Here is a 24,242-nt window from a genome sequence, read left to right as displayed (position 1 = left end):
CGCCACCGGGCGTTTTTTTACAGTGTATGCTCGGTACGGGCAATAATATCGTCCTGCGCATCCGGTGACAGGGCGGTGAAGAACGCCGAGTAACCCGCGACGCGCACCACCAGGTCACGATACTGATCAGGGTGTTTCTTCGCTTCCAGCAGCGTTTCGCGCGAGACAATGTTGTACTGAATATGCCAGCCCTTATGCACCTCGAAGAAGGTGCGCAGCAGCACCATCAGCTTCTGGCGATCGCTGTCGTTTTCCAGCGTCGACGGGTTCAGCTTCTGGTTAAGCAGCACGCCGCCGAGGATCGCTTCCGTCGGCAGTTTACCCACGGAGCCAATCACCGCCGTCGGGCCGAGGTGGTCGGTACCGGAGGCCGGGCTTGCCCCTTCCGCCAGCGGGGTGTGCGCTTTACGTCCGTCCGGCGTCGCCATGGTTGCTGCGCCAAACGGCACGTTTGCGGAGATAGACGACGTGCCCGCGTAGTAGTTACCCCCAATCGGGCCACGGCCGTAGCGTGGGTTGTGATACTGCTTCAGCTCTTCAATGTAGGTTTCGTAGGCACGGGTCAGCAGCAGGTCCACGCTGTCGTCGTCGTTGCCGTACTTCGGCGCGCCGTTGATCAGGCGCTGGCGCAGCTGCTCGTGGGTCAGCCCCTCGAAGTCATCCGCCAGCGCCGCCGCCAGCTGTTGCTGACCGATAACGCCCTGGTCAAACACCAGCTTCTTCACCGCGGCCAGGCTGTTACCGAGGTTGGCGATCCCCACCTGAAGGCCGGAAACCCAGTCGTACTTCGCGCCGCCCTGCTTAATGCTTTTCGCGCGTTCGATGCAGTCATCCACCAGCGCCGAGCAGAGAATATCGTGGACGTTCTCTTCCAGCATGGTGTCCACCACGTACTCGATCTCAATGGATTTGCGGGTGTAGTAGCGGATCTGGTTATCCCACGCCGCCATCACTTCGTCGAAATTGCCGAAATTACCGGCCGAAAGCGCTTTTTCCTGCGGCAGGAATACCTGGCCGCTGGTGGCATCGCGACCGCCTTCCAGCGCTGCCAGCATCACGCGGGCGAAGTTGATAAAGCTCATGCCGGTGCAGCGATAGCCCCACTTTCCGCCGACGGCGGTTTCGATGCAGCCAATCGCCGCATAGTCATACGCGTCCTCTCGTTCCACGCCGAGCTTGATAAATTCCGGGATGACGATTTCATCGTTGTTAAACGCCGGCATCCCGAAGCCGCAGCGGATCACCTGCACGCAGGCGTCGAGGAAGTCGTTGCTCATGCCAGCGTGGTAGCGCACGCTCAGGTTTGGCTGGGTGGAGCGCAGACGGCCGCAGGATTCCAGAATTGCGTAGGAGAGCGGGTTGACCGCGTCCATTGGCTCGCCGTTGACCAGCTTCTGGCCGCCGATGGTGACGTTCTGATACAGCGGGCTGCCCGCAGAGGCTTTGGAGTGCGAGCCGGAGCGGATTTTGTTCACCTCCAGCAGCTTCAGCCAGCAGCTGTGCAGCAGCTCGATGGCGTGCTCGCGATCCAGGCTCTGGTCCAGCTCCACGTCGCGGCGATAGTACGGGTAAAGGTACTGGTCCATACGGGCAAAGGAGACGGAGTGACCGTTGGACTCAATTTGCAGGATCAACTGAATGAAGTAGCACAGCTGTAGCGCCTGCCAGAAGGTTTTTGGCGGCTGGTGGGCGATGATGTCGCAGTTTTCCGCCATCGCCAGCAGCTCGTCGCGGCGGCTGTCGCGGGTTTCGCTGGCGGCCATCTCACGAGCCAGATCGGCGAAGCGCCTGATGTGCAGGCTTACGGCTTCCAGCACGATATCAATGGCTTTCAGGAACTGATCGCCGTGCAGATCGTCCAGTACCGTCAGGTTGATGCGCGAGCGGCGCTCGGCTACTTTCGCGCGCAGGCCGTTGAGCCCTTTCTCCAGCACCAGCGGGAAATTCACCGCCAGGTGTGCGTCACCGGAGGTCATGTTACCTTCCGCTTTGATGATGCCGGTTTCCAGCAGGCCCTTCTGCTCGTCGGTAAACATACCGTAGCAGCGATCCTGTACCGTCTGGCCGCGCCACCACGGGCAGATTTCATGCAGAACGCGTTTATTCTCTTCGCTCACCGCAAAGCCTGCACCTGGACGGTCCGCCAGATCGTCAATCTCTTTCTCAATCCAGGAGACGGTATATTCCGGGAAGATCGGCGCGGCACGCACTTCGCTGGCCTGGTTACCGATAATCAGCTCGTCGTGCTTGATCCAGATGGTACGTTTTGCCAGGTGGTGGGCGAGGGCCAGCGCGCGACGTACCGGGATCGGCTTGTCCAGATGCTGCTGATACATTTCGGTATAGTGCTGCGCGCGTTCGGTACAGACCGGCGGCTTAACGATATGCACCAGAGCCGTTTTGTGCGCCTTGATGCGCTCGCTGAGGGTGTTGAGATTCAGGGTGGTCATAAGTTTATCCTCGTAAGGTCGCGGTTAACCCTTTCTGGCAGGCATACTGCTGCGCGAAGTCCAGCAGGGCAGGGTTATCCAGCGGTTTGTCAGGGGCAGAGTAGGGTTGGCCGAGCAGGGTGTATTTGTTCATGCCCAACGTGTGATACGGCAGAAAATGAATATCATCGACGCCGAGTTCATCGGCGGCGAAGTTGGTAATGGCGGTAACCGACGCTTCATCGGCGTTAAAGCCCTGGATCAGCGGCACGCGGATGGTGATCTTCTTCCCGACGGTAGCCAGGCGCCTCAGGTTGTCCAGGATCCGCTTAGCAGAGCCATCGGTCCACTGCTTGAACACCTCGCCATCGACATGTTTCAGGTCCGCCAGGAACAGATCGACATACGGCAGTGAAGGCTCGATATAATGCCAGGGCACGTGAAGGCAGGTTTCAACCGCGGTATGAATGCCTTGTTCATGGCTGGCTTTAAACAGGGCGTGCGCCAGGTCAGGATTCATAAACGGCTCGCCGCCGGAAAGGGTGATCCCGCCGCCGCTGCGGTCGTAGAAGGGCTTGTCGCGCAGCACGGTGGCCATAATCTCCTCCACCTGCTTCTCTTCACCGCAGACGGTAAGCGCCTGCGTCGGGCAGCAGTCGGTGAGGGCAGTGAGCGTTTTTTCACTTAATTTTTCACGATGGATGATCAACCCGTTCAGGGCGCGTTCAACACACCCTGGCGCGGCCTGCTGACACAGGTCACAGCCGTCCAGACACAGACGGGCGTCAAACAGGACGTCCCGCGTGCGGGAGCGGCTTTCCGGGTTCTGGCACCAGCGACAGCCCAGCGAGCAGCCTTTCAGGAACACCACGGTTCGAATACCGGGGCCGTCGTGGGTGGAGTAACGCTGTATGTTGAAGATCATTTTTTTGCCCTCTGATTACATATGAAGATTAAATTACTTTCGAATGAAAGTTATCTTGATATGGGTCAATTCATGAGCAGGTTTTCTCGTGATAGGGTAAATGCAGGCTAATTTTGAGGGTGACATCATGGAACTTTATCTCGACACATCTGACGTTGCGGCAGTCAAAAAGCTGGCGCGTATCTTCCCGCTGGCGGGCGTGACCACTAACCCAAGCATTGTGGCGGCGGGTAAAACGCCTCTGGAAGAACTGCTGCCCGCGCTGCACGACGCGCTGGGCGGCAAGGGCCGGCTGTTCGCCCAGGTGATGGCGAAGACCGCCGAGGGGATGGTGGAAGACGCACGTAAGCTGCGCGCGATAATCAATGACCTGGTGGTGAAAGTGCCCGTGACCGCTGAAGGGCTGGCGGCGATCAAAATGCTGAAAGCAGAAGGGATCCCAACCCTGGGTACCGCGGTATACGGCGCAGCGCAGGGGATGCTCTCCGCGCTGGCGGGTGCTGAGTATGTGGCCCCTTACGTGAACCGCGTGGACGCGCAGGGCGGGGACGGGATCCAGACGGTGATTGAACTGCAACAATTGCTGACGCTGCACGCACCGCAGTCAAAAGTGCTCGCCGCGAGCTTTAAAACCCCGCGCCAGGCGCTGGACTGCCTGCTGGCAGGGTGCGAGTCCATCACGCTGCCGCTGGACGTGGCGCAGCAGTTTATTACCTCTCCGGCAGTAGATGCGGCAATTGTGAAGTTTGAGCAGGACTGGCAGGGGGCGTTTGGGCGGACGTCTATTTGATGCTGTTGCCGGGTGGCGCTGACGCTTACCCGGCCTACGATTTTCTCCCTCTCCCTGTGGGAGAGGGCCGGGGTGAGGGCATCAGGCCGCAGCAGGGTTTAACCTCCGCACACCTCACACCCCGGATTACGCATCAGCTTCATCTCGCGGAACTGACAGGTCATCGCGTCATACATCACGATTTTGCCCGCTGCGGGCGTGCCGTAATGCGCCAGCACCTTGATCGCCTCCATGGCCTGCAAGGAACCGATAACCCCAACCAGCGGCGCCATCACGCCCGCCTCGACGCAGGTCAGCGCATTCTCGCCAAACAGACGGCTCAGGCAGCGGTAGCAGGGCTCTCCCTCAGCGTAGGTGAAAACGCTGATTTGCCCCTCCATGCGGATGGCCGCGCCGGAAATTAGCAGCGTTTTATGGGCAAAGCAGCCCGCATTGAGCTGGTTGCGAATGGCGACGTTATCGGTGCAGTCCAGCACCAGGTCATGCCGAGCAATCTGCGCAAACAGCGCGTCGTCATCCAGCATCGCGTCAATCAGGGTGAACTGAACGTTGGGGTTAATTCGCGCCAGCGCCGTGCGCGCAGATTCCACTTTCGGCTGACCAACCGTCGCGTCGCTGTGCAGCGTCTGGCGTTGCAGGTTCGACACCGACACGGTATCGAAATCCAGTAGCGTCATGCGGCCGACGCCCGCCGCAGCCAGATATTGCGCCGCCGCGCAGCCCAGCCCGCCAAGGCCGACAACCAGCACGCTGGCCGCCTTGAGCGCTTCCTGACCCTCGAAATCAAACCCGCGCAGCACGATCTGGCGGTTGTAGCGCATCATCTCCGGGTCGCTCAGTTCCACCGTCATGTCAGCCTCCGAACAGGTGGTTAAAGCGTTCCACTTCAACCCATTCGCCCGCCTCAACGTGGCCGCGATCGCGCTCCAGCACGATAAAGCAGTTACCCTGGCTGAAGGAGCTAAAGATGTGCGAACCCTGATGCCCGGTGGTGCTCACCTCCAGCTCGCCATCGGCGTTGCGCGCCAGAATGCCGCGCTGGAAATCGAGACGGCCCGGAGATTTTTTGAGGCGCGTTGCCGCCCGCACGCGCACACGTTCCGGCAGCGGGTCGGCATTGTTGCCTGAAAGCTTCGCCAGCAGCGGGATCACCAGCTGGTAGAAGGTCAGCGCGGCAGAGACCGGGTTACCCGGCAGGCCACAGAACCAGCTGTGCGGAAGTTTGCCAAACGCGAACGGTTTGCCCGGTTTAATCGCCAGCTTCCAGAAGGCGATTTCACCCAGCTCTTCAAGCAGGGTTTTGGTGTAATCCGCTTCGCCAACCGAAACGCCGCCGGAGCTGATCACCACGTCGGCAGAGGCGTCCGCGTCGATAAACGCCGTGCGCAGTTTCTCCGGATCGTCAGGAATGATGCCGAGGTTAATCACCTCGCAGCCCAGTTGCTCAAGCATCAGGTGCACCGCCAGACGGTTGGTGTCGTAAATCTGCCCCTCGTTCAGCGGCTGACCCGGAAGCTGTAGCTCGTCTCCCGTTGAGAACACCGCCACGCGTACCTTGCGGACAACGTCAATCTCCGCGATGCCAAGCGATGCCAGCACCGGCAGTTCGGCGACCGTCAGTTTTTGCCCGGCGGCAAAGACCGTTGCGCCGAGGGTAATGTCTTCCCCGATGTGGCGGATATTCTGTCCCGCTTTGACGCTGGCGGTAAAACGCACGCCGTCGTCCGTTAGTTCGGTCTCTTCCTGCATCACCACGGCTTCACAGCCCTTTGGCACCGGCGCGCCGGTCATAATGCGCACGCAGGTGCCCGCTGGCCACTCACCGTTGAACGGCTGCCCGGCAAAGGCTTTACCTGCCACCGGCAGCGGCTGACCCGTTTGCAAATCCGCCAGACGTACGGCATAGCCGTCCATCGCCGCGTTATCGAACCCCGGCACGTTCAGCGGCGAGACGATATCGCGCGCGGCAATACGGCCAAAACAGCGCACAAGCGGCAGCGTCTCAACGTCGTACAGGGGAGTAATACGATCAAGCATCTGCGAGAGTGCCGTCTCAAGCGGCATCAGTCCGGCGGTAAAATCCATGGTGGGCTCCTGCGGAGTAACAACGAAAGCGCTCATTATGGCAGAAAAGTGCGGCTAACTGTATGACCCGATGGGTGTACGCTTTACATCACAGTTGCGTCTTTCTATATTCAAAAATCATCTGAAGATTCGTCGACGATAATGATATTTATAGAAAAAGCAGCCAGCCAGGCTGATGGGTGATGCGAAATGAGTAAAGCGGTTATCGCAATTCATGGCGGTGCCGGGGCAATCACCCGTGCACAGCTCAGTCCCGAGCAGGAGAAGCGTTATATTGATGCGCTGAACGCCATTGTGGAAACATGCCAGCGCATGCTGGAAGCGGGCGAAAGCGCGCTGGACGTGGTGACCGAAGCGGTGCGCCTGCTGGAGGAGTGTCCGCTGTTTAATGCCGGTATTGGCTCGGTCTTTACGCGCGATGAAACGCATGAACTGGATGCCTGCGTGATGGACGGCATCACCCTGAAAGCGGGGGCGGTGGCGGGCGTCAGCCGACTGCGCAATCCCGTACTGGCCGCGCGTCTGGTGATGGATCAAAGCCCGCATGTGCTACTGACCGGGGCGGGGGCGGAGAAATTTGCCGTCGAGCACGGGATGGATACGGTCTCGCCCGATCTTTTTTCCACCGAGGAGCGTTACCGGCAGTTGCTGGAGGCCCGTACAGCGGGGATGACGCAGCTGGACCATGCCGCGCCGCTCGATGAACGCAGCAAAATGGGCACGGTAGGCGCGGTGGCGCTGGATAAAGCCGGTAACCTCGCCGCCGCGACCTCGACAGGCGGTATGACCAACAAGCTTCCCGGACGCGTCGGCGACAGTCCGCTGCCGGGGGCCGGGTGTTACGCTAATAACGCCACGGCGGCGGTGTCATGCACCGGAACCGGCGAAGTGTTTATCCGCGCGCTGGCGGCCTACGACATTACCGCGCTAATGGATTACGGCGGATTAAGCCTGAGTGAGGCCTGCGAGCGGGTAGTAATGGAGAAACTGCCAGCCCTGGGCGGAGAAGGTGGCTTAATCGCGGTGGATCGGGAGGGCAACGTGGCGCTGCCGTTCAACAGTGAAGGGATGTACCGGGCGTGGGGGTATGCCGGCGATGCGCCCAGCACAGGCATTTATCGTGAATAAGGGGGCATTGCGTGCCGCACAGTGAAGAGCTGGACAACTGCGAAGTGCTGGCTGTCCACCAACTGAATATTGCCTTTCAGGAAGAGCGGCAGTTCATCCCTGCAGTACAGAATTTATCGTTTTCGCTCAGGCGCGGCGAGACGCTGGCGATTGTCGGCGAGTCCGGATCCGGTAAATCGGTTACCGCGCTGGCGCTGATGCGTCTGCTTGAGCAGACGGGCGGGCAGGTCACCAGCGAGCGGATGCTGTTGCGCCGTCGCAACCGTCAGGTTATCGATCTCAACGAGCTGAGCGCGTCCCGGATGCAGGGGGTGCGCGGGGCGGATATTGCGATGATTTTTCAGGAGCCGATGACCTCCCTGAACCCGGTCTTCCCGGTGGGCGAGCAGATTGCCGAATCTATCCGCCTGCATCAGGGACTGAGCGGTGATGAGGCGCTCAACGAAGCTAAACGGATGCTGGAGCTGGTACGTATCCCTGAGGCGCACGCGATTTTGTCCCGCTATCCGCATCAGCTTTCCGGTGGCATGCGCCAGCGGGTGATGATTGCGATGGCGCTGTCGTGCCGTCCGGCGGTGCTCATTGCGGACGAACCCACCACGGCGCTGGATGTCACCATTCAGGCCCAGATCCTGCAACTGATTAAGGTGTTGCAGCAGGAGATGGAGATGGGGGTGATATTCATCACCCACGATATGGGGGTGGTGGCGGATATTGCCGATCGGGTGCTGGTTATGCATCAGGGCAATGCCGTGGAAACCGGCTCGGTGGAGCAGGTCTTTCATGCGCCGGTGCATCCTTATACTAAAGCGCTGCTGGCGGCGGTCCCGCGTCTGGGCGCCATGAATGGCAGTGATTTTCCGCGCCGTTTTCCGCTGTTCTCTCAGACCGAACAGGGCCAGCAGGAAGACGAAACCGAGCAGAACACGGTGGTTTCCGGCAGGCCGATCCTTGAAGTGCGTGACCTGGTGACCCGTTTCCCGCTGCGCAGCGGGATCCTTAACCGCGTGAAGCGCGAAGTGCATGCGGTTGAATACGTCAGTTTTGATCTCTGGCCGGGCGAAACGCTGGCGCTGGTGGGGGAGTCCGGCTGCGGTAAATCCACCACCGGGCGGGCGCTGCTCAGGCTGGTTGAGTCGCAGGAGGGGAGCATCACCTTCAACGGTGAGCGCATCGATACACTCCCCAATGGTAAATTGCAGGCGGTACGCCGGGATATTCAGTTTATTTTTCAGGATCCTTATGCGTCGCTCGATCCGCGCCATACGGTGGGGTACTCGATTATGGAGCCGCTGCGGGTGCACAACCTGCTCGACGGTGAAGCCGCGCAGCGCCGCGTCGCGTGGCTGCTGGAGCGCGTGGGCCTGAAACCGGAGCATGCCTGGCGTTATCCGCACGAATTTTCTGGCGGTCAGCGACAGCGTATCTGCATAGCCCGGGCATTGGCCCTGAATCCGAAAGTGGTGATTGCGGATGAGTCCGTGTCAGCGCTGGATGTCTCCATCCGCGCGCAAATCATCAATCTCCTGCTCGATTTACAGCGGGATTTGGGCATTGCGTTTCTGTTTATCTCTCACGATATGGCGGTGGTTGAGCGGATCAGCCATCGCGTGGCGGTGATGTACATGGGGCAAATTGTTGAAATTGGCCCCCGTCGGGCGGTATTTGAAAACCCGCAGCATCCGTACACCCGCAAGCTGATGGCCGCCGTACCGGTTGCCGATCCTGAGCATCGTCACGCCCAGCGCGTGCTGTTGCAGGACGAAATGCCGAGCAATATTCGTAAACGGGGCGAAACTCTGGAGCGCGTGGCGCTGCGTGAAGTCGGTCCCGGTCATTTTGTCGCACCCCCGCGTCAGGGCAATGCATTCTCGCGGTTATAACTTACAACAGGCAGGAGAACACAATGGTTCCTTTTGTTGCTCGTCAATGGCTGCTTGCCGCGAGCGTGACGGCTGCGCTGGCCGCCGCCCCCGCGATCGCGGCGAAAGACGTGGTGGTGGCTGTGGGGTCTAACTTCACGACGCTGGATCCGTATGATGCTAACGACACCCTTTCTCAGGCGGTGGCAAAATCCTTCTACCAGGGGCTGTTCGGCCTGGACCGCGAGATGAAGCTGAAAAACGTGCTGGCGGAAGGTTATACCGTGTCGGACGACGGGCTGGTCTATACCGTTAAGCTCCGTACCGGCGTGAAGTTCCAGGACGGCACCGACTTCAACGCCGAGGCGGTTAAGGTCAACCTGGACCGAGCCAGCAATCCGGAAAACGGTCTTAAGCGCTATAACCTGTATAAAAATATCGCCCAAACCGAGGTGGTTGATCCGGCGACGGTGAAGATCACCCTCAAAGAGCCATTCTCGGCGTTTATCAATATCCTGGCGCATCCCGCGACGGTGATGATTTCCCCTGCGGCGTTGAAGAAATACGGCAAAGAGATTGGCTTCCACCCGGTGGGGACCGGACCGTACGAACTGCTTACCTGGAACCAGACCGATTATGTGAAGGTGAAGAAATTCGCCGGATACTGGCAGCCGGGGCTGCCGAAGCTGGATACCCTCACCTGGCGGCCGGTCGTGGACAACAATACCCGCGCCGCGATGCTGCAAACCGGCGAAGCGCAGTTTGCCTTCCCGATCCCCTACGAACAGGCAGCGCTGCTGGCGAAAAACAGCAAGCTGGAGCTGGTGGCCAGCCCGTCGATTATGCAGCGCTACATCAGCATGAACGTCACGCAAAAACCGTTTGATAACCCGAAGGTGCGCGAAGCCATCAACTACGCCATTAACCGCCAGGCACTGGTGAAGGTGGCCTTTGCCGGCTACGCCACCCCGGCGACGGGCGTGATGCCGCCAACCATTGAGTACGCGCAGAGCTATCAGCCGTGGCCGTACGATCCGGCGAAAGCGCGGGAACTGCTGAAAGAGGCGGGCTATCCGAACGGCTTTAGCACCACGCTGTGGTCGTCGCATAACCACAGTACCGCGCAGAAGGTGCTGCAATTTACCCAGCAGCAGCTGGCGCAGGTGGGCATTAAAGCCAGGGTCACGGCGATGGATGCCGGACAGCGCGCGGCGGAAGTGGAAGGCAAAGGACAGAAAGAGAGCGGCGTGCGGATGTTCTACACCGGCTGGACGGCTTCAACCGGTGAAGCGGACTGGTCCCTGTCGCCGCTGTTTGCTTCCCAGAACTGGCCGCCAACGCTGTTCAATACCGCGTTCTACAGTAATCCGCAGGTGGATAAGGATCTGGCCGATGCCCTGAAAACCACCAAACCGGAAGAGAAAGCGCGCCTGTACAAAGAGGCGCAGGACATTATCTGGAAAGAGTCGCCGTGGGTGCCGCTGGTGGTGGAAAAACTGGTCTCAGCCCACAATAAAGCGCTGACCGGTTTTTACATCATGCCGGATACGGGCTTTAGCTTTGATGACGCGGATCTAAAATAAAACTCATGCTGAATTATGTGTGTAAACGCCTGCTGGGGCTTATCCCGACGCTGCTGATTGTGGCCGTGCTGGTGTTTTTGTTTGTCCACATGCTGCCCGGCGATCCGGCGCGTTTGATTGCCGGACCGGAAGCGGATGCCACGGTTATCGAACTGGTGCGTAAACAGCTCGGTCTTGACCAGCCGCTGTATCGGCAATTTCTGCGCTACATTGGCAATGTCCTTCAGGGCGATTTCGGCATCTCGATGGTGTCGCGTCGTCCGGTGTCGGAGGAGATTGCCAGCCGCTTTATGCCCACCTTCTGGTTAACGATTGCCAGTATGAGCTGGGCGGTTGTGTTTGGCCTGGGCGCGGGGATTGTCGCCGCCGTCTGGCGCAACCGCTGGCCGGATAAGCTCGGTATGGCGCTGGCGGTCACCGGTATCTCTTTCCCGGCGTTTGCGCTGGGTATGCTGCTGATGCAGATTTTCTCCGTCGAGCTGGGCTGGTTGCCCACCGTCGGGGCCGACACCTGGAAGCACTACATTCTGCCCTCTATGACGCTTGGCGCAGCCGTTGCGGCAGTGATGGCCCGCTTCACCCGCGCCTCGTTTGTCGACGTGCTGAGCGAAGATTACATTCGCACCGCGCGGGCAAAAGGGGTGAGTGAGAAATGGGTCATTCTGAAGCATGGTTTTCGTAATGCGATGATCCCGGTGGTCACGATGATGGGGCTACAGTTCGGCTTCCTGCTGGGCGGCTCTATCGTGGTAGAGAAGGTCTTCAACTGGCCGGGGCTGGGGCGTCTGCTGGTCGACTCGGTCGATATGCGTGACTACCCGGTGATTCAGGCGGAAGTCCTGCTTTTCTCGCTGGAATTTATTCTTATCAATCTCGTGGTGGACGTGCTGTACGCCGCCATTAACCCGGCCATCAGGTATAAGTAAGATGCGATTACTGAACTGGCGTCGCCAGGCCATTTTAAACGCTATGCCGGGGATCAGGCCGGACCATATTCGCACCCCGTGGGTTGAGTTCTGGCGTCGATTCCGTCGTCAGCCCGTCGCTATGGTCGCCGGGTTGTTTGTGTTACTGCTGATCCTGGTGGCGATTATCGCCCCCTGGATAGCCCCGTTTGATGCGGAAAATTACTTCGATTACGACCGGCTGAACGATGGACCGTCGATGATGCACTGGTTTGGCGTGGACTCGCTCGGGCGCGATATTTTCAGCCGCGTGCTGGTAGGGGCGCAGATCTCGCTGGCGGCCGGGGTCTTTGCTGTGCTGATGGGCGCAGCAATTGGCACCGTGCTTGGGCTGGTGGCCGGGTACTATGAAGGCTGGTGGGACCGCATCATCATGCGTATCTGCGACGTGCTGTTTGCCTTTCCCGGTATTCTGCTGGCGATTGCCGTGGTGGCGGTGATGGGCAGCGGCATGGCGAACGTCATCATCGCCGTGGCGGTATTCACGATTCCCGCTTTCGCGCGCCTGGTACGTGGCAACACGCTGGTGCTGAAGCAGCAGACCTTTATCGAGTCGGCCCGCAGCATGGGAGCCGGCGATGCCACTATCCTGTTCAGCCATATTCTGCCGGGAACGGTCTCGTCTATCGTGGTCTATTTCACCATGCGCATAGGCGTGTCGATTATCTCGGCGGCCAGCCTGTCGTTTCTGGGGTTAGGCGCACAGCCGCCGACGCCGGAGTGGGGCGCGATGCTGAACGAGGCGCGGGCGGATATGGTGATCGCCCCGCACGTGGCGATCTTCCCGAGCCTGGCGATTTTCCTGACCGTGCTGGCGTTTAACCTGCTGGGGGATGGGCTGCGCGACGCGCTGGATCCGAGGATTAAGGGGTAGGTTTTTGCAGGAACTTACCCCTCACCCTAACCCTCTCCCCTGAGGGGAGAGGGGACTGCTCGGTGCGGTCTGTTCCCCCTCGCCCCTTTGGGGAGAGGGCCGGGGTGAGGGGTTAAAGATTAAACCCGGCTGCCCCACAAATCATACTCGTCGGCGTTTTCAACCTTCACGCGAATAATATCGCCCGGCTTGACGTTGGTTTCCCCGTTCAGGTACACCGCGCCGTCGATTTCAGGCGCATCCGCCATGCTGCGGCCAATCGCGCCTTCTTCGTCCACTTCGTCGATAATGACCAGAATTTCGCGGCCCACTTTCTCCTGCAAGCGTTCAGCAGAGATCTGCTGTTGCAGCTGCATAAAGCGGTTCCAGCGTTCCTCTTTGACCTCTTCCGGTACCTGGTCCGCCAGCTCGTTGGCCGTTGCGCCTTCAACCGGGCTGTACTTGAAGCAGCCCACGCGATCCAGACGCGCTTCTTTCAGGAAGTCGAGCAGCATCTGGAAATCTTCTTCGGTTTCACCCGGGAAGCCAACGATGAAGGTGGAGCGCAGGGTCAGTTCAGGGCAGATCTCGCGCCACTGCTTGATGCGCGCCAGCTGGCGGTCAACGGATCCAGGACGCTTCATCAGCTTCAGAATGCGCGGGCTGGCGTGCTGTAACGGGATATCCAGATACGGCAGTATTTTGCCTTCCGCCATCAGCGGAATCACGTCGTCAACGTGCGGGTAAGGGTAGACGTAGTGCAGACGCGTCCAGATCCCGAGCTTAGCAAGCTGCTCGCACAGGCCAACCATGCTGGTTTTTACCGGCTCGCCGTTATGGAAGCCGGAGCGGTGTTTGACGTCCACGCCGTAGGCGGAGGTGTCCTGGGAGATGACCAGTAACTCCTTCACGCCCGCGTCGGCCAGGCGTTTGGCTTCTGCCAGCACCTCGCCAATCGGACGGCTCACCAAATCGCCACGCATCGACGGGATGATGCAGAAGGTGCAGCGATGGTTGCAGCCTTCGGAAATTTTCAGGTAAGCATAGTGGCGCGGCGTCAGCTTCACGCCCTGTTCCGGCACCAGGCTCAGGAACGGGTTGTGCTTTGGCTTTGGTACGTAGTGATGAACATGTTCCAGCACCTGCTCGTAGCTGTGCGGGCCGGTGATCTCCAGTACCTTCGGGTGCACTTCGCGGATCTGATCCACCTTCGCGCCCAGGCAGCCGGTGACAATCACTTTGCCATTTTCCGTCAGGGCTTCACCAATGGCTTCCAGTGACTCCTGGACCGCGCTGTCGATGAACCCACAGGTGTTGACGATCACCATGTCGGCGTTGTCGTAGCTTGGCACCACGTCATAGCCTTCAGTGCGAAGTTCAGTCAGGATGCGTTCGGAATCCACCAGGTTCTTCGGGCAGCCCAGGGAGACAAAGCCGATTTTCGGCGGGTGCGTAACATTGCTCATAGGTTAAAAATTCATCAATTATGGAGTTATCAGGGCGGGATTTTACAGCGTATCGCGGGGGATTTATACACTCTTGATGGCGCAGTTGAGGCGGGCAATCGTTGTAACATTGTAAAGAATGTTAATCAGTTATCGTTTATTGATCTCAGGCATCACATTGTACAAAAAATGACCTTATTATTAATAGGGTAACATGGCTGACAGAGGAGGAAATAGCATGTCCGTTGACAGACTGAAACGCGATCTGCTTAACAAGCTGATCAACGCCCGAATCGACCTGGCTGCATATCTGCAACTCCGCAAGGCGAAAGGGTATATGTCAGTCAGCGAAAGCGAAAATCTGCGTGATAATTTCTTTGAACTTTGCAATTTCATGCGTGAAAAAGCACCCATCCTGAAAGCGTACTGCGCTGAAAACGAACTAGTGGCGCTGCGCCGCGCCGCCGAGGTGCTTTCCATCGCCGGGGTCTGTTTGATGAACGGACGTCACGACTGCCCGAATTTTATTGCCGTTAACGCGGAGAAGCTTGAAAACTGCCTGACCACGCTCGCGCTTTGCATCATGTGTCTGAACAAGCCGGAAACGCTTGCCCGACACTGAACCCGGGGGAGGCAACTCCCCCTTTTGATTAAGCTTTTGTAAAAGTGTTAACGCACCCGGGAACAGTGGCTAATCTTTAAGCCATATGCCGATAAAGGAGTGCGTTATGCCTCGATCCTCGCTGCTTTTCCTCCCTGTACTGTTATTCCCGCTTTCGCTGCTTGCGGCGCCCGAGACGGTTAAGGTCGACGTGCTACAGACAAAACTGGATCACCCCTGGTCGCTGGCGTTTCTGCCTGATAATAAGGGGCTGCTGATCACGCTAAAAGACGGGCAGCTTAAGCACTGGCAGGCAGGGAAAGGGCTCTCCGATCCGATTATCGGCGTGCCGAAGGTCTGGGCGAGCGGCCAGGGCGGATTGCTGGACGTGGTGCTGGCCCCGGATTTTGAACAATCACGGCGGATCTGGCTCAGCTTCGCCGAGGCGGGTGATGATGGAAAAGCGGGCACCGCGGTGGGCTACGGGCGGTTGAGCGATGACCTCTCGCGCATTGAGGGCTTCCAGGTGGTGTTCCGACAGATGCCGAAGCTCTCTACTGGCAACCACTTTGGTGGACGGCTGGTGTTCGACGGCAAAGGCCATCTCTTTATTGGCTTAGGTGAAAACAACCAGCGCCCGACGGCGCAGGATCTGGATAAGCTTCAGGGCAAGGTGGTGCGCCTGACGGAGGACGGGAAAGTGCCGCCGGATAACCCGTTTGTGAACACCGCCGGTGCACGGCCTGAAATCTGGTCTTACGGCATTCGCAACCCGCACGGGATGGCGATGAACCCGTGGAGCGACGCGCTGTGGCTTAATGAACACGGCCCTCGCGGCGGGGATGAGATCAACATTCCTGAAAAAGGCAAAAACTACGGCTGGCCGATGGCGACGCACGGGATCAACTACAGCGGCCTGAAAATCCCGGAAGCGAAAGGCGAGCACGTTGAGGGCACTGAAAAACCGCTGTTTGTCTGGAAAGTGTCGCCCGCCGTCAGCGGCATGGCGTTCTACAACAGTGACGTCTTCCCGCAATGGAAAAACAAGCTGTTTATCGGCGCGCTGAAGGAGAAAGACGTCATCGTGCTGAGCGTGAAGGGCAATACCGTGACGGAGGACGGGCGCATTCTTGGGGATAAAGATCAGCGAATTCGCGATGTGCGCGTCGGGCCGGATGGTTATCTGTACGTGCTGACCGACGAGACGGACGGGCAGCTTTGGAAAGTCAGCCCGTCCGGGTCGTAATCAGGTCACCGGGATCATCACCACGTTGCGATACGCCGGGCGCTCGCTGAGCTGCTGGATCCAGCGCTGAAGGTGAGGGCGCGGGGTCCAGCTGAGACCCATGTTAGTGAGGTTCCAGACGAAAGGGGCGACGGCGATATCGCCCACGCCGAACGTGTCGCCGGAGAACCAGGTCTGCTTCGCCAGTTCGTCGTCCATCATCGCAAACAGCGACTCGCACGCGTCCTGGGCGGCATGAATGGCGGGATAATCACGATCGGCTTCCGGCGTACGGATAAGCCCCATCAGGATCACGCGGTGCGTTGGGGAAAGCGTCTGGTTTGCCCAGTCCATCCATTTTTCGCCCTGCGCGCGCTGGGCTGGATTTTCTACCCACAGCCGACCCTGGCCGTACTGCGCGGCGAGGTATCGCACGATGGTGTTAGACTCCCACAGCGTGGCGTCTGTCTCGTCATCGCGCAGTAGCGGCACCAGTCCGTTTGGGTTCATCGCCAGGTAGTCCGCGTCTTTATTCACGCCAAACTCCAGGCCCGCCATAACCTGCTTAAACGGTAAATCCAGCTCTTCCAGCGTCCAGAGCACTTTTTTCACGTTGGTCGAATTGTTCCTGCCCCACAGCGTAATCATATTTACTCCCGATGAGATGTGAATCCGAGTCAGCTTTTCGCCATGGTGAGATAAACCTAACAATTACGCAACAGATGCTAAAAAAAACACCGCAATCAAAGCGTATCTGAATGTTATTGCATAAACTTTAAAAACTTTACCTGGAACAGGTTTCTTTGAAGGCTGTAGTGCGCTATTACTCATCGCTTCTTGCGACACGGTGATTGTGACGTGATTTTTAGAATGGACACTCGGGTGGCATTTATGACGCAAAAAACTTCCTCTCTGCGCAGCCTGGCGGCAGGCTCGGCGCTGCTTTTCCTTTTTGCCCCAACGCTCCATGCGGCGGAACAGACAGCGCCCGAAGCGCCGCCTGTTGATGCGCGCGCCTGGATCCTGATGGATTACGCCAGCGGGAAAGTGCTGGCGGAAGGTAACGCCGACGAAAAACTCGACCCGGCGAGCCTGACGAAAATTATGACCAGCTATGTGGTCGGCCAGGCGTTGAAAGCGGGCAAGATCAAGCTGAATGACATGGTCACCGTCGGGAAAGATGCCTGGGCGACCGGTAACCCGGCGCTGCGCGGCTCGTCCGTGATGTTCCTGAAGCCTGGCGACCAGGTCTCCGTGTCCGATCTGAATAAAGGGGTTATTATTCAGTCGGGAAATGATGCCTGTATTGCGCTGGCCGATTACGTCGCGGGCAGTCAGGACTCATTTATTGGGCTGATGAATGGCTACGCGAAAAAACTGGGTCTGACCAATACCACTTTTAAAACTGTTCACGGCCTGGATGCGCCGGGTCAGTTCAGTACCGCGCGCGATATGGCGCTGCTGGGCAAAGCGCTGATCCATGACGTGCCGGATGAGTACGCTATCCATAAAGAGAAAGAGTTTACCTTCAACAATATCCGCCAGCCTAACCGTAACCGTCTGCTGTGGAGCAGTAACGTTAACGTGGACGGCATGAAAACCGGTACAACTGCCGGGGCCGGATACAACCTGGTGGCTTCTGCGACGCAGGGCGATATGCGCCTGATCTCAGTGGTGCTGGGAACGAAAACCGACCGTATTCGTTTTAACGAATCCGAAAAACTGCTGACCTGGGGTTTCCGCTTCTTTGAAACCGTCACGCCGATTAAGCCGGACGCTACCTTCGTGAGTCAGCGCGTCTGGTTTGGTGATAAAAGTGAAGTGAACCTGGGAGCGGGTGAAGCGGGTTCCGTCACCATTCCACGCGGTCAGCTGAAAAACCTGAAAGCCAGCTATACCCTGACCGAGCCACAGCTCACCGCACCGCTGAAAAAAGGTCAGGTGGTCGGGACGATAGATTTCCAGCTTAACGGCAAATCTATTGAGCAGCGTCCGCTGGTGGTAATGGAAGCGGTGGAAGAGGGCGGCTTCTTCAGCCGGATGTGGGACTTTGTGTTAATGAAATTCCACGGCTGGTTTGGCAGCTGGTTCAGCTAAGTTTTTGCCGGGTGGCGGCTTCGCCTTACCCGGCCTACAACGGCTCGAACGTAGGCCGGGTAAGCGCAGTGCCACCCGGCATAACCTCAATACATCAACTTCACCTGCTGCGCTTTCGCGTATGCCACCAGCTCGTCATCCGGGCGGCAATCACTGACGATGGCGTCAAAGCGCGACAGTTCTCCCATCCTTGCCGGACGGACCTTGCCAAATTTACTGTGATCAACCACCAGCACATGCTGCTGCGCGGCGTTGAGCGCCCACTGTTTCACCGGTAACTCTTCAAGATTAAAACAGGTTGCCCCCTGTTTCACATTCACGCCCGCCGCAGAGTAAAAGGCGATATCAGGGCATACATTGCTCAGCGTGTCCTGAATATTCAGCGGCTTGAAGATGGCGTTGCTGGCATGAAACTCGCCGCCACACAAAATCACCCGGCATGCTGGTTTCTCCTGCAAAGCCAGGAAGGTGTTTAGCGAATAACAGACGGCGGTAAAGGGAACGGTTCTGTCGATGGCCTCGATGATCCACGGGGTTGTCGTACCGCAGTCAAAAAAAAGCGTTTGATGCGGCTGCACCAGCGAGGCGGCGAGCCGCGCGGCTTTGCGCTTCTCCTCCACCAGGCGTGTTTTTTGATCGCTTAACAGATAATGGCTGGCGCTACGCGGCTCCAGAACAATATACCCGCCAAGCAGCACAACGGGGGCGCTGTCGCTGTTCAGATCGCGACGAATGGTCATTTCAGACACGCCAAGCAGGGTAGCGGCTTCCTTAAGATGCAGCTTATCGCTGCGCTTCAGCGCCTGGAGCAGCTGAGCAATGCGGTCATCGCGACGTGTTTCCATAGATCCTCGGGCTAAAAAAGTGAGCCCCCGCAGGGCGGGGGCTCAAGTGTAACCTGACGGACCGGGGTTAGTCACGTATCCAGCCTTTGCGGATCGGAAGGGCAAACAGAACGCGATAGGCCTGTGATAATCCACGATAAAGCGCCGGGCCAAAGAGGCTCCACAGGATGGCTGCGCTGACGCAGCCCATCAGCCCCACCAGGAAACCGCCGACCATATCCAGCGGCCAGTGCACCCCCAGGTAGACGCGGGACCAGGCGATGGCGACTGCCACGCCCATCAGCACTACGCCGGACCACAGGCGATGCCAGAACAGGAAGGCCAGCGCAAAGGTGAAGATCACCGTGCCGTGATCGCTCGGGAACGAGTCATCCGGCGCATGGTGCAGGAAGTTGTAGCCGACGCGATCGACAAACGGACGATCGTGCGGGAAGGCGTGACCCAGCACGTAGCTTGCCAGCACGCTCACGCCAATTGCCATTGCCATTTTGATCACCAGATGGCGCTGGGCGGTGACCTGTGTACGAGGTCCCCATAACCAGAGGATCACCGCCAGCGCCGGTACAATGCTAATCAGATCTTTCGCAATGAAGGTGGCGAGATCGATCATCCATTCCGGTGACGACGGTGTGGCGTTGAGCAGGTAAAACAGTTCGTAGTTCAGATTTTCTAACATAATCTCGTTACTCTTTAGCAAACCGGGCGGAAACCAGCCCGTAAACCAGCACCTGGGAAAACCAGACCCACCACCCGGCCCACAGGTTGTGAGAGAAAAAATGCGCGCCGCGCATGACCTGCCCGAAGCCCATCACCAGCCCCATAACAACGCCTGACGCGACAAAGGACCATGCCAGGCGCGGACGTTCACGCCAGAAGGCAAAAAACAGCCCCATCACCATAAACCCGCTGGAGGCGTGGCCGCCGGGAAAGCAGCGTCCCGGTCCGCTGTCTGCCGGAACGGCGCTGAACAGGGGATACGAAACGGACCTGCCGCCATATTCCACCAGATCCCACGGACAGCTGTGGTGGCTTATGCTTTTCAGCACCCCTACTACCAGCGCACCCAGCCCCATCAGAAGCGCGGCCGTTACCAGTCGGGCATTGCGTTTGTAAGCGCCGTAAATCAGCGATGCGGCAGCGATAACAATGGTCACATATTTCGCCAGCCGATGGTTCAGCAGATCCAGCAGCGGGTTTTGCTGTAGCGGAAAATGATGCGTCGCTGCGTCATACCAGAAACCGGTTATCCATCGGTCAAGCGATTCATCGCGCGAAAGCCAGGTAAAAAGCACCGCAAGGGCAATAAGCACGAAAAGTTGATAACCATAAAAGCGGGCAGGCAAACGGTAAAGACGTTTTGTCTTATTTGTCGGTAACTTAGATAATTCTGAAGGGCTGACGGCGTGTGTCATAGTTTCGGTCAATAACGTGAAATAGCACTATCATAGGGAGGGCAACTTAAGGAAACCTTAAACAACAACGATAAGTGCGTTATTTCTGTTTTTTCACGTTAATTTGCTATCTCAGACAGCGGCAATTCATTACACTCATCGCGATTTTTTCATACTAAAGAGATTGCATGATAAACCGTTCTTCTTCCGGTAATCGTCTGGGTCGTCAGGCGTTACTTTTTCCTCTGTGTCTGGTGCTTTACGAATTCTCTACCTACATCGGCAACGACATGATCCAGCCCGGCATGCTGGCTGTGGTTGAGCAGTACAACGCAGGTATTGAGTGGGTGCCGACATCCATGACCGCCTATCTGGCGGGCGGCATGTTTTTACAGTGGCTGTTAGGGCCGCTGTCGGATCGTATTGGCCGCCGTCCGGTGATGCTGACGGGCGTAGTGTGGTTTATCGTCACCTGTCTCGCCACGCTGCTGGCGCAGAGTATTGAGCAGTTCACGCTGCTGCGTTTCCTTCAGGGCGTGAGCCTGTGCTTTATTGGCGCCGTGGGCTATGCCGCTATTCAGGAGTCGTTTGAGGAGGCGGTGTGTATCAAAATTACCGCGCTGATGGCAAACGTGGCGCTGATTGCACCGCTTCTTGGGCCGCTGGTGGGAGCCGCATGGGTTCACGTCGCGCCGTGGGAGGGGATGTTCGTCCTCTTTGCCGCGCTTGCGGCTATCTCTTTCTTTGGCCTGCACCGTGCGATGCCGGAAACCGCCACCCGCCTGGGCGAAAAGCTCTCGCTTAAAGAGCTGGGGCGGGATTATAAGGCGGTGCTGAAAAATGGCCGTTTTGTCGCGGGCGCATTGGCGACGGGCTTTGTCAGCCTGCCGCTGCTGGCGTGGATTGCCCAGTCGCCGGTCATTATCATCAGCGGCGAACAGCTTAGCAGCTATGAGTATGGCCTGTTACAGGTGCCGATTTTTGGCGCGCTGATTATCGGTAACCTGGTGCTGGCGCGTCTGACGTCACGCCGTACCGTGCGTTCGCTGATTATTTTGGGCGGCTGGCCCATAGCGGCAGGGCTGATTATCGCGGCGGTGGCGACCGTAGCCTCGTCTCATGCGTACCTGTGGATGACGGCGGGGCTGAGTGTTTACGCGTTTGGTATCGGCGTGGCGAATGCTGGCCTGGTGCGCCTGACGCTGTTCGCCAGTGAAATGAGTAAAGGCACGGTGTCTGCCGCGATGGGGATGCTGCAAATGCTGATTTTCACTGTCGGTATTGAGGTGAGCAAACATGCCTATGCTTTCGGCGGTAACGGGCTGTTCAGCCTGTTCAACCTCGCAAACGGTGTGCTGTGGGTAGGGCTGATGGTGGTGTTCCTGAAGGACAAACGCGTCGGAAGCGCACTGCAACCGTAATCCTTATTCCCTCTCCCTGCTGGGCGAGCTCGGGACAGTTCCCTCTCCCTGTGGGCTGAGGGATCCCCAGTAATTTGAAAGCAAAAGCGATAACGTTGCCTCAGAATAACTGAGGGCTTTCAGCGATGCCTCGGTCCGGCTGTAAATCGCTGAGGCGTTTCCTGTAGGCCGGGGCGAGGCGCAGGGATGCGCCGAGAGGGCGGGCTTTACAGGGATGTTACCTCCGCCCGTCCCCGATAAGCCGGAAGGAATAAGCCGAAGGCACCGCGAAGCGGCGATTTTCCGCCGGAAGCCCGGGTCGCCAGGGTGGTGGCGACTGAGCCACCCTGGCACGTTCACCGGTCATGTCGTGACAGAGTAGCAAGGAACATAAAGTGAACGGAATGACCACCAGAGCCGTATGTTCCCCCTCACCCCAGCCCTCTCCCTCAAGGGAGAGGGGGCCATCTGTGCAGGCATTATTTTGTGGGGAACCCTCAGCCCTGTGGGAGAGGGTTAGGGTGAAGGCACCAGAGCGCACGGAATCAATTAAACGGCGCCTTCCCCTCCAGCACCATATCAATCACGTCCAGCACCCCTTCGTCATTATTATTTGGCGCTTCATAGCGGGCTACCGCTTTAATATGCGGTCTGGCGTTGGCCATCGCGAAGCCAAACCCAGCCTGGCGCAGCATCTCCACGTCGTTACCGCTGTCGCCAAAGGCCACCACTTCACTGTCCTCAATGCCCCAGCGCGCTTGCAGGATCCGCAGGCCGTTAGCTTTGTGCACGCCAGGGATTATCAGGTCGATACTGCCGTGACCCGTGGTCACCGGCACCATGATGTCGCCAAGCTTCTCATGCAGCAGCGCCTGAATGCGCGGTATTTCGTCGTCAGAGACGTTAAGCCCGAACTTGAAGAAAATATCGTTGAGGTTGTCAAAGCTGCTGACGCTTTCAAGGCGGTGATAGTATTTCGCCGCAATCTCTTTGAAGAGGTCGTTATACGTTTTCAGCGTGTAGGCGCTGTTTTTTCCGCAGGCAATTATCTCAATGCCGGGCACGTCGTTTAACAGGGTGGCGACGGTCAGAAAATGCTCTTTCGACAGTTCGCCGTTAAACACGTCTTCGCCCGCATCCACCACCCAGCCGCCGTTTTCGGCGACGAAGGCGATTTCATGGGCGATCTCGGGGAAAAATGAGATCAACTGGTAGTACTGGTTTCCGCTGGCGACCACAAAACGGATGCCTTGCGCTTTCATGCGCGCGTACTGCGCCAGAAAACGCGCGCGATTATAGGTTTTCGCATCGCTCAGGAAGGAGCCATCCATGTCGACTGCAATCAGTTTAACGCTCATATCCCTTCTCCATTGTCGTTTGTTCTGCTTCCGGTTTTGCCACCGCACGCGCCACCAGGGCGGCAATAATCACTAACCCTAACACCACCAGCATGGCGCTGCGCAACCCGTAGTGCTCACCGAGGAATCCAAGCAACGGTGGCCCCACCAGGAAGGCAAGGTAGCCCGTGGTCGCCACAACGCTCACGCGCGTCGGCGCATCGGGACCGGTATCGCTGGCAGCGGAAATGGTCAGCGGGAAGCCAAGGGAGGCGCCCAGCCCCCACAGGATCACCGACACACCGGCAATCCAGTCCACATCCACAAAGATGATCATCGCGATGCCCAGCCCACCCAGCAGGGCGCTGGCACGGACGACCGCCACGCGGCTGTAGCGGTCGATAAACCAGCCGCCGGTAAAGCGTCCGACGGTCATGCCGAGCGTAAATCCAGCGTAGATCAGCGAGCCGGAGGTGGGGCTAAATCCGTGCCCGTCCACCATCAGCAACGGTAGCCAGTCGTTGGCGGAGCCTTCAGCAAATGCCATCGCCAGCACCACCACGCCAATCAGCATTAGCTGGAAATCACGATAGAAGGGCAACCCTTTTGCCGCAGACTTCTGTTCGTCCGAGGCGTGTTGTCCTGTGCCTGCGGGAATAGCCCTGATGCCGGTGAGGATCGGGATAATACAGACCAGCGCCGCCAGCAAAATGTGCACATTGGCCGCAATGCCCAGCGCCGTCAGCGCCATCCCCACGCCCGCGCCCGCCAGCGTGCCGAGACTGTAAAAGCCATGCATCATGGGCAGCACCGTTTTGTTCATCGCCTGTTCGACGGCGGCCCCCTCGACGTTAATGGCCACTTCAGCCGCACCAAAGCTGCCGCCAAATACCATCAGCCCAAGGGCAAACATCAGCGGCGAGGCGAACCACAGCGCCACGCTCAAAGCGAACATTCCCACCACGGCGCAGCACATGGTGGTACGGATCACCGCGCGCGTGCCAAAGCGCTTCACCAGCCAGGCCGAGCAGAGGATGCCGCTCATCGAGCCAATCGACAGGCCAAACAGCACGATCCCCATCTCCGCCGTCGAGACGGATAGCGTATCGCGGATTGCCGGGGTGCGCGTTGCCCAGGAAGCCATCAGCAGCCCGGGGATGAAGAAGAACATAAACAGCGCCCACATGCGCAGATGCAGGGCTTTGCGAGGAGAAGTTAGCGTCATTGGGATCAGCACCAGAAGTACAACAATAGCGACAACACTAGCAACTTTGTGTACAT

At 58.3% G+C, this 24,242-nt stretch carries 21 protein-coding genes; 10 read left to right on the top strand and 11 right to left on the bottom strand.

The genetic code is table 11. From position 1 onward, the window contains the following. Positions 1-17 precede the first annotated feature (17 nt). Positions 18-2,450 carry a formate C-acetyltransferase/glycerol dehydratase family glycyl radical enzyme gene (locus tag L350_RS13325; RefSeq protein ID WP_032624594.1) on the bottom strand — a complete coding sequence of 811 codons (2,433 nt, stop codon included), beginning with the start codon at positions 2,448-2,450 and terminating at the stop codon, positions 18-20. A gap of 4 nt (positions 2,451-2,454) precedes the next feature. Next, positions 2,455-3,354, bottom strand: coding sequence for a glycyl-radical enzyme activating protein (locus tag L350_RS13330; protein WP_032624593.1), 900 nt, complete (start codon positions 3,352-3,354; stop codon positions 2,455-2,457). Positions 3,355-3,481: 127 nt separating this feature from the next. Between L350_RS13330 and fsa the strand changes: the two genes are divergently transcribed. Next, entirely contained in the window at positions 3,482-4,144 is a 663-nt protein-coding gene (gene fsa / locus L350_RS13335) for a fructose-6-phosphate aldolase (RefSeq protein ID WP_032624911.1), read from the top strand. Positions 4,145-4,242: 98 nt separating this feature from the next. Here the strand turns inward: fsa and moeB are convergent, their stop codons facing one another. Both moeB and moeA read right to left on the bottom strand, forming a co-directional pair. Beyond that, entirely contained in the window at positions 4,243-4,995 is a 753-nt protein-coding gene (gene moeB / locus L350_RS13340; RefSeq protein ID WP_032624591.1) for a molybdopterin-synthase adenylyltransferase MoeB, read from the bottom strand. 1 nt (position 4,996) lies between these two features. After that, entirely contained in the window at positions 4,997-6,229 is a 1,233-nt protein-coding gene (gene moeA / locus L350_RS13345) for a molybdopterin molybdotransferase MoeA (protein WP_032624590.1), read from the bottom strand. Between the two features lie 189 nt (positions 6,230-6,418). Here moeA and iaaA point away from each other — a divergent pair, with 189 nt between their 5' ends. From iaaA to gsiD, 5 genes are read left to right on the top strand one after another with little or no spacing between them, the layout of a single operon-like run. Beyond that, complete coding sequence (gene iaaA, locus L350_RS13350) at positions 6,419-7,357, top strand: beta-aspartyl-peptidase (RefSeq protein WP_032624589.1); 939 nt, start codon at positions 6,419-6,421, stop codon at positions 7,355-7,357. A gap of 11 nt (positions 7,358-7,368) precedes the next feature. Further along, positions 7,369-9,240, top strand: coding sequence for a glutathione ABC transporter ATP-binding protein GsiA (gsiA, locus tag L350_RS13355; RefSeq protein ID WP_032624588.1), 1,872 nt, complete (start codon positions 7,369-7,371; stop codon positions 9,238-9,240). 23 nt (positions 9,241-9,263) lie between these two features. After that, positions 9,264-10,802 carry a glutathione ABC transporter substrate-binding protein GsiB gene (gene gsiB, locus L350_RS13360; protein WP_032624586.1) on the top strand — a complete coding sequence of 513 codons (1,539 nt, stop codon included), beginning with the start codon at positions 9,264-9,266 and terminating at the stop codon, positions 10,800-10,802. Between the two features lie 5 nt (positions 10,803-10,807). Beyond that, a complete protein-coding gene (gene gsiC / locus L350_RS13365; RefSeq protein ID WP_006809475.1) occupies positions 10,808-11,728 on the top strand; it encodes a glutathione ABC transporter permease GsiC in 921 nt (306 codons plus the stop codon). 1 nt (position 11,729) lies between these two features. After that, positions 11,730-12,641 (top strand): glutathione ABC transporter permease GsiD, encoded by a 912-nt coding sequence (gene gsiD, locus L350_RS13370; RefSeq protein WP_032624585.1) that lies wholly within the window; start codon positions 11,730-11,732, stop codon positions 12,639-12,641. 119 nt (positions 12,642-12,760) lie between these two features. Here the strand turns inward: gsiD and rimO are convergent, their stop codons facing one another. Continuing rightward, positions 12,761-14,086, bottom strand: coding sequence for a 30S ribosomal protein S12 methylthiotransferase RimO (gene rimO, locus L350_RS13375; protein ID WP_023299671.1), 1,326 nt, complete (start codon positions 14,084-14,086; stop codon positions 12,761-12,763). A gap of 217 nt (positions 14,087-14,303) precedes the next feature. Between rimO and bssR the strand changes: the two genes are divergently transcribed. Both bssR and L350_RS13385 read left to right on the top strand, forming a co-directional pair. Further along, a complete protein-coding gene (bssR, locus tag L350_RS13380) occupies positions 14,304-14,687 on the top strand; it encodes a biofilm formation regulator BssR (protein WP_023305760.1) in 384 nt (127 codons plus the stop codon). 106 nt (positions 14,688-14,793) lie between these two features. Continuing rightward, positions 14,794-15,912, top strand: coding sequence for a PQQ-dependent sugar dehydrogenase (locus L350_RS13385; protein WP_032624584.1), 1,119 nt, complete (start codon positions 14,794-14,796; stop codon positions 15,910-15,912). Here L350_RS13385 and L350_RS13390 read toward each other — a convergent pair whose 3' ends face one another. Continuing rightward, the gene (locus L350_RS13390; protein WP_032624583.1) at positions 15,913-16,539 is read right to left on the bottom strand and encodes a glutathione S-transferase family protein; all 627 of its coding nucleotides are present in this window, start codon (positions 16,537-16,539) and stop codon (positions 15,913-15,915) included. It lies immediately after the preceding gene. Between the two features lie 243 nt (positions 16,540-16,782). On the opposite strand from L350_RS13390, the gene dacC reads away from it, so the two are divergent. After that, the gene (gene dacC / locus L350_RS13395; RefSeq protein WP_023299674.1) at positions 16,783-17,988 is read left to right on the top strand and encodes a serine-type D-Ala-D-Ala carboxypeptidase; all 1,206 of its coding nucleotides are present in this window, start codon (positions 16,783-16,785) and stop codon (positions 17,986-17,988) included. A gap of 86 nt (positions 17,989-18,074) precedes the next feature. On the opposite strand, the gene deoR is transcribed toward dacC, so the two are convergent. The 3 genes from deoR to L350_RS13410 form a co-directional block, all read right to left on the bottom strand. Then, positions 18,075-18,833 carry a DNA-binding transcriptional repressor DeoR gene (gene deoR, locus L350_RS13400; protein WP_032624582.1) on the bottom strand — a complete coding sequence of 253 codons (759 nt, stop codon included), beginning with the start codon at positions 18,831-18,833 and terminating at the stop codon, positions 18,075-18,077. 67 nt (positions 18,834-18,900) lie between these two features. Further along, the gene (ybjG, locus tag L350_RS13405) at positions 18,901-19,509 is read right to left on the bottom strand and encodes an undecaprenyl-diphosphate phosphatase (RefSeq protein ID WP_022647555.1); all 609 of its coding nucleotides are present in this window, start codon (positions 19,507-19,509) and stop codon (positions 18,901-18,903) included. 7 nt (positions 19,510-19,516) lie between these two features. Continuing rightward, positions 19,517-20,245: a phosphatase PAP2 family protein gene (locus L350_RS13410; protein WP_032624581.1), complete on the bottom strand. Its 729-nt coding sequence runs from the start codon at positions 20,243-20,245 to the stop codon at positions 19,517-19,519. Between the two features lie 167 nt (positions 20,246-20,412). Between L350_RS13410 and L350_RS13415 the strand changes: the two genes are divergently transcribed. Then, a complete protein-coding gene (locus L350_RS13415; protein WP_022647557.1) occupies positions 20,413-21,645 on the top strand; it encodes an MFS transporter in 1,233 nt (410 codons plus the stop codon). A gap of 524 nt (positions 21,646-22,169) precedes the next feature. Here L350_RS13415 and L350_RS13420 read toward each other — a convergent pair. Further along, complete coding sequence (locus L350_RS13420) at positions 22,170-22,982, bottom strand: Cof-type HAD-IIB family hydrolase (RefSeq protein WP_022647558.1); 813 nt, start codon at positions 22,980-22,982, stop codon at positions 22,170-22,172. Next, complete coding sequence (locus L350_RS13425; RefSeq protein ID WP_023299676.1) at positions 22,972-24,186, bottom strand: MFS transporter; 1,215 nt, start codon at positions 24,184-24,186, stop codon at positions 22,972-22,974. The genes L350_RS13420 and L350_RS13425 overlap by 11 nt, the downstream gene beginning before the upstream one ends. Positions 24,187-24,242 lie beyond the last annotated feature (56 nt).

Source organism: Enterobacter sp. MGH 4 (assembly GCF_000534735.1).
Taxonomy (GTDB): domain Bacteria; phylum Pseudomonadota; class Gammaproteobacteria; order Enterobacterales; family Enterobacteriaceae; genus Enterobacter; species Enterobacter intestinihominis.
The sequence above is the reverse complement of the archived record's forward strand: the minus strand, read 5'-3'. Positions and strand labels throughout refer to the sequence as shown.

Excerpts from the sequence above, each read along its gene's own strand:
- moeA (WP_032624590.1), bottom strand. The coding sequence starts at position 6,229 with ATGGATTTTACCGCCGGACTGATGCCGCTTGAGACGGCACTCTCGCAG.
- fsa (WP_032624911.1), top strand. The coding sequence starts at position 3,482 with ATGGAACTTTATCTCGACACATCTGACGTTGCGGCAGTCAAAAAGCTG.
- gsiC (WP_006809475.1), top strand. The coding sequence starts at position 10,808 with ATGCTGAATTATGTGTGTAAACGCCTGCTGGGGCTTATCCCGACGCTG.
- rimO (WP_023299671.1), bottom strand. The coding sequence starts at position 14,086 with ATGAGCAATGTTACGCACCCGCCGAAAATCGGCTTTGTCTCCCTGGGC.
- L350_RS13420 (WP_022647558.1), bottom strand. The coding sequence starts at position 22,982 with ATGAGCGTTAAACTGATTGCAGTCGACATGGATGGCTCCTTCCTGAGC.
- gsiB (WP_032624586.1), top strand. The coding sequence starts at position 9,264 with ATGGTTCCTTTTGTTGCTCGTCAATGGCTGCTTGCCGCGAGCGTGACG.
- iaaA (WP_032624589.1), top strand. The coding sequence starts at position 6,419 with ATGAGTAAAGCGGTTATCGCAATTCATGGCGGTGCCGGGGCAATCACC.
- gsiD (WP_032624585.1), top strand. The coding sequence starts at position 11,730 with ATGCGATTACTGAACTGGCGTCGCCAGGCCATTTTAAACGCTATGCCG.
- ybjG (WP_022647555.1), bottom strand. The coding sequence starts at position 19,509 with ATGTTAGAAAATCTGAACTACGAACTGTTTTACCTGCTCAACGCCACA.
- L350_RS13410 (WP_032624581.1), bottom strand. The coding sequence starts at position 20,245 with ATGACACACGCCGTCAGCCCTTCAGAATTATCTAAGTTACCGACAAAT.
- L350_RS13425 (WP_023299676.1), bottom strand. The coding sequence starts at position 24,186 with ATGACGCTAACTTCTCCTCGCAAAGCCCTGCATCTGCGCATGTGGGCG.
- L350_RS13415 (WP_022647557.1), top strand. The coding sequence starts at position 20,413 with ATGATAAACCGTTCTTCTTCCGGTAATCGTCTGGGTCGTCAGGCGTTA.
- L350_RS13390 (WP_032624583.1), bottom strand. The coding sequence starts at position 16,539 with ATGATTACGCTGTGGGGCAGGAACAATTCGACCAACGTGAAAAAAGTG.
- bssR (WP_023305760.1), top strand. The coding sequence starts at position 14,304 with ATGTCCGTTGACAGACTGAAACGCGATCTGCTTAACAAGCTGATCAAC.
- deoR (WP_032624582.1), bottom strand. The coding sequence starts at position 18,833 with ATGGAAACACGTCGCGATGACCGCATTGCTCAGCTGCTCCAGGCGCTG.
- moeB (WP_032624591.1), bottom strand. The coding sequence starts at position 4,995 with ATGACGGTGGAACTGAGCGACCCGGAGATGATGCGCTACAACCGCCAG.
- dacC (WP_023299674.1), top strand. The coding sequence starts at position 16,783 with ATGACGCAAAAAACTTCCTCTCTGCGCAGCCTGGCGGCAGGCTCGGCG.
- L350_RS13325 (WP_032624594.1), bottom strand. The coding sequence starts at position 2,450 with ATGACCACCCTGAATCTCAACACCCTCAGCGAGCGCATCAAGGCGCAC.
- L350_RS13330 (WP_032624593.1), bottom strand. The coding sequence starts at position 3,354 with ATGATCTTCAACATACAGCGTTACTCCACCCACGACGGCCCCGGTATT.
- L350_RS13385 (WP_032624584.1), top strand. The coding sequence starts at position 14,794 with ATGCCTCGATCCTCGCTGCTTTTCCTCCCTGTACTGTTATTCCCGCTT.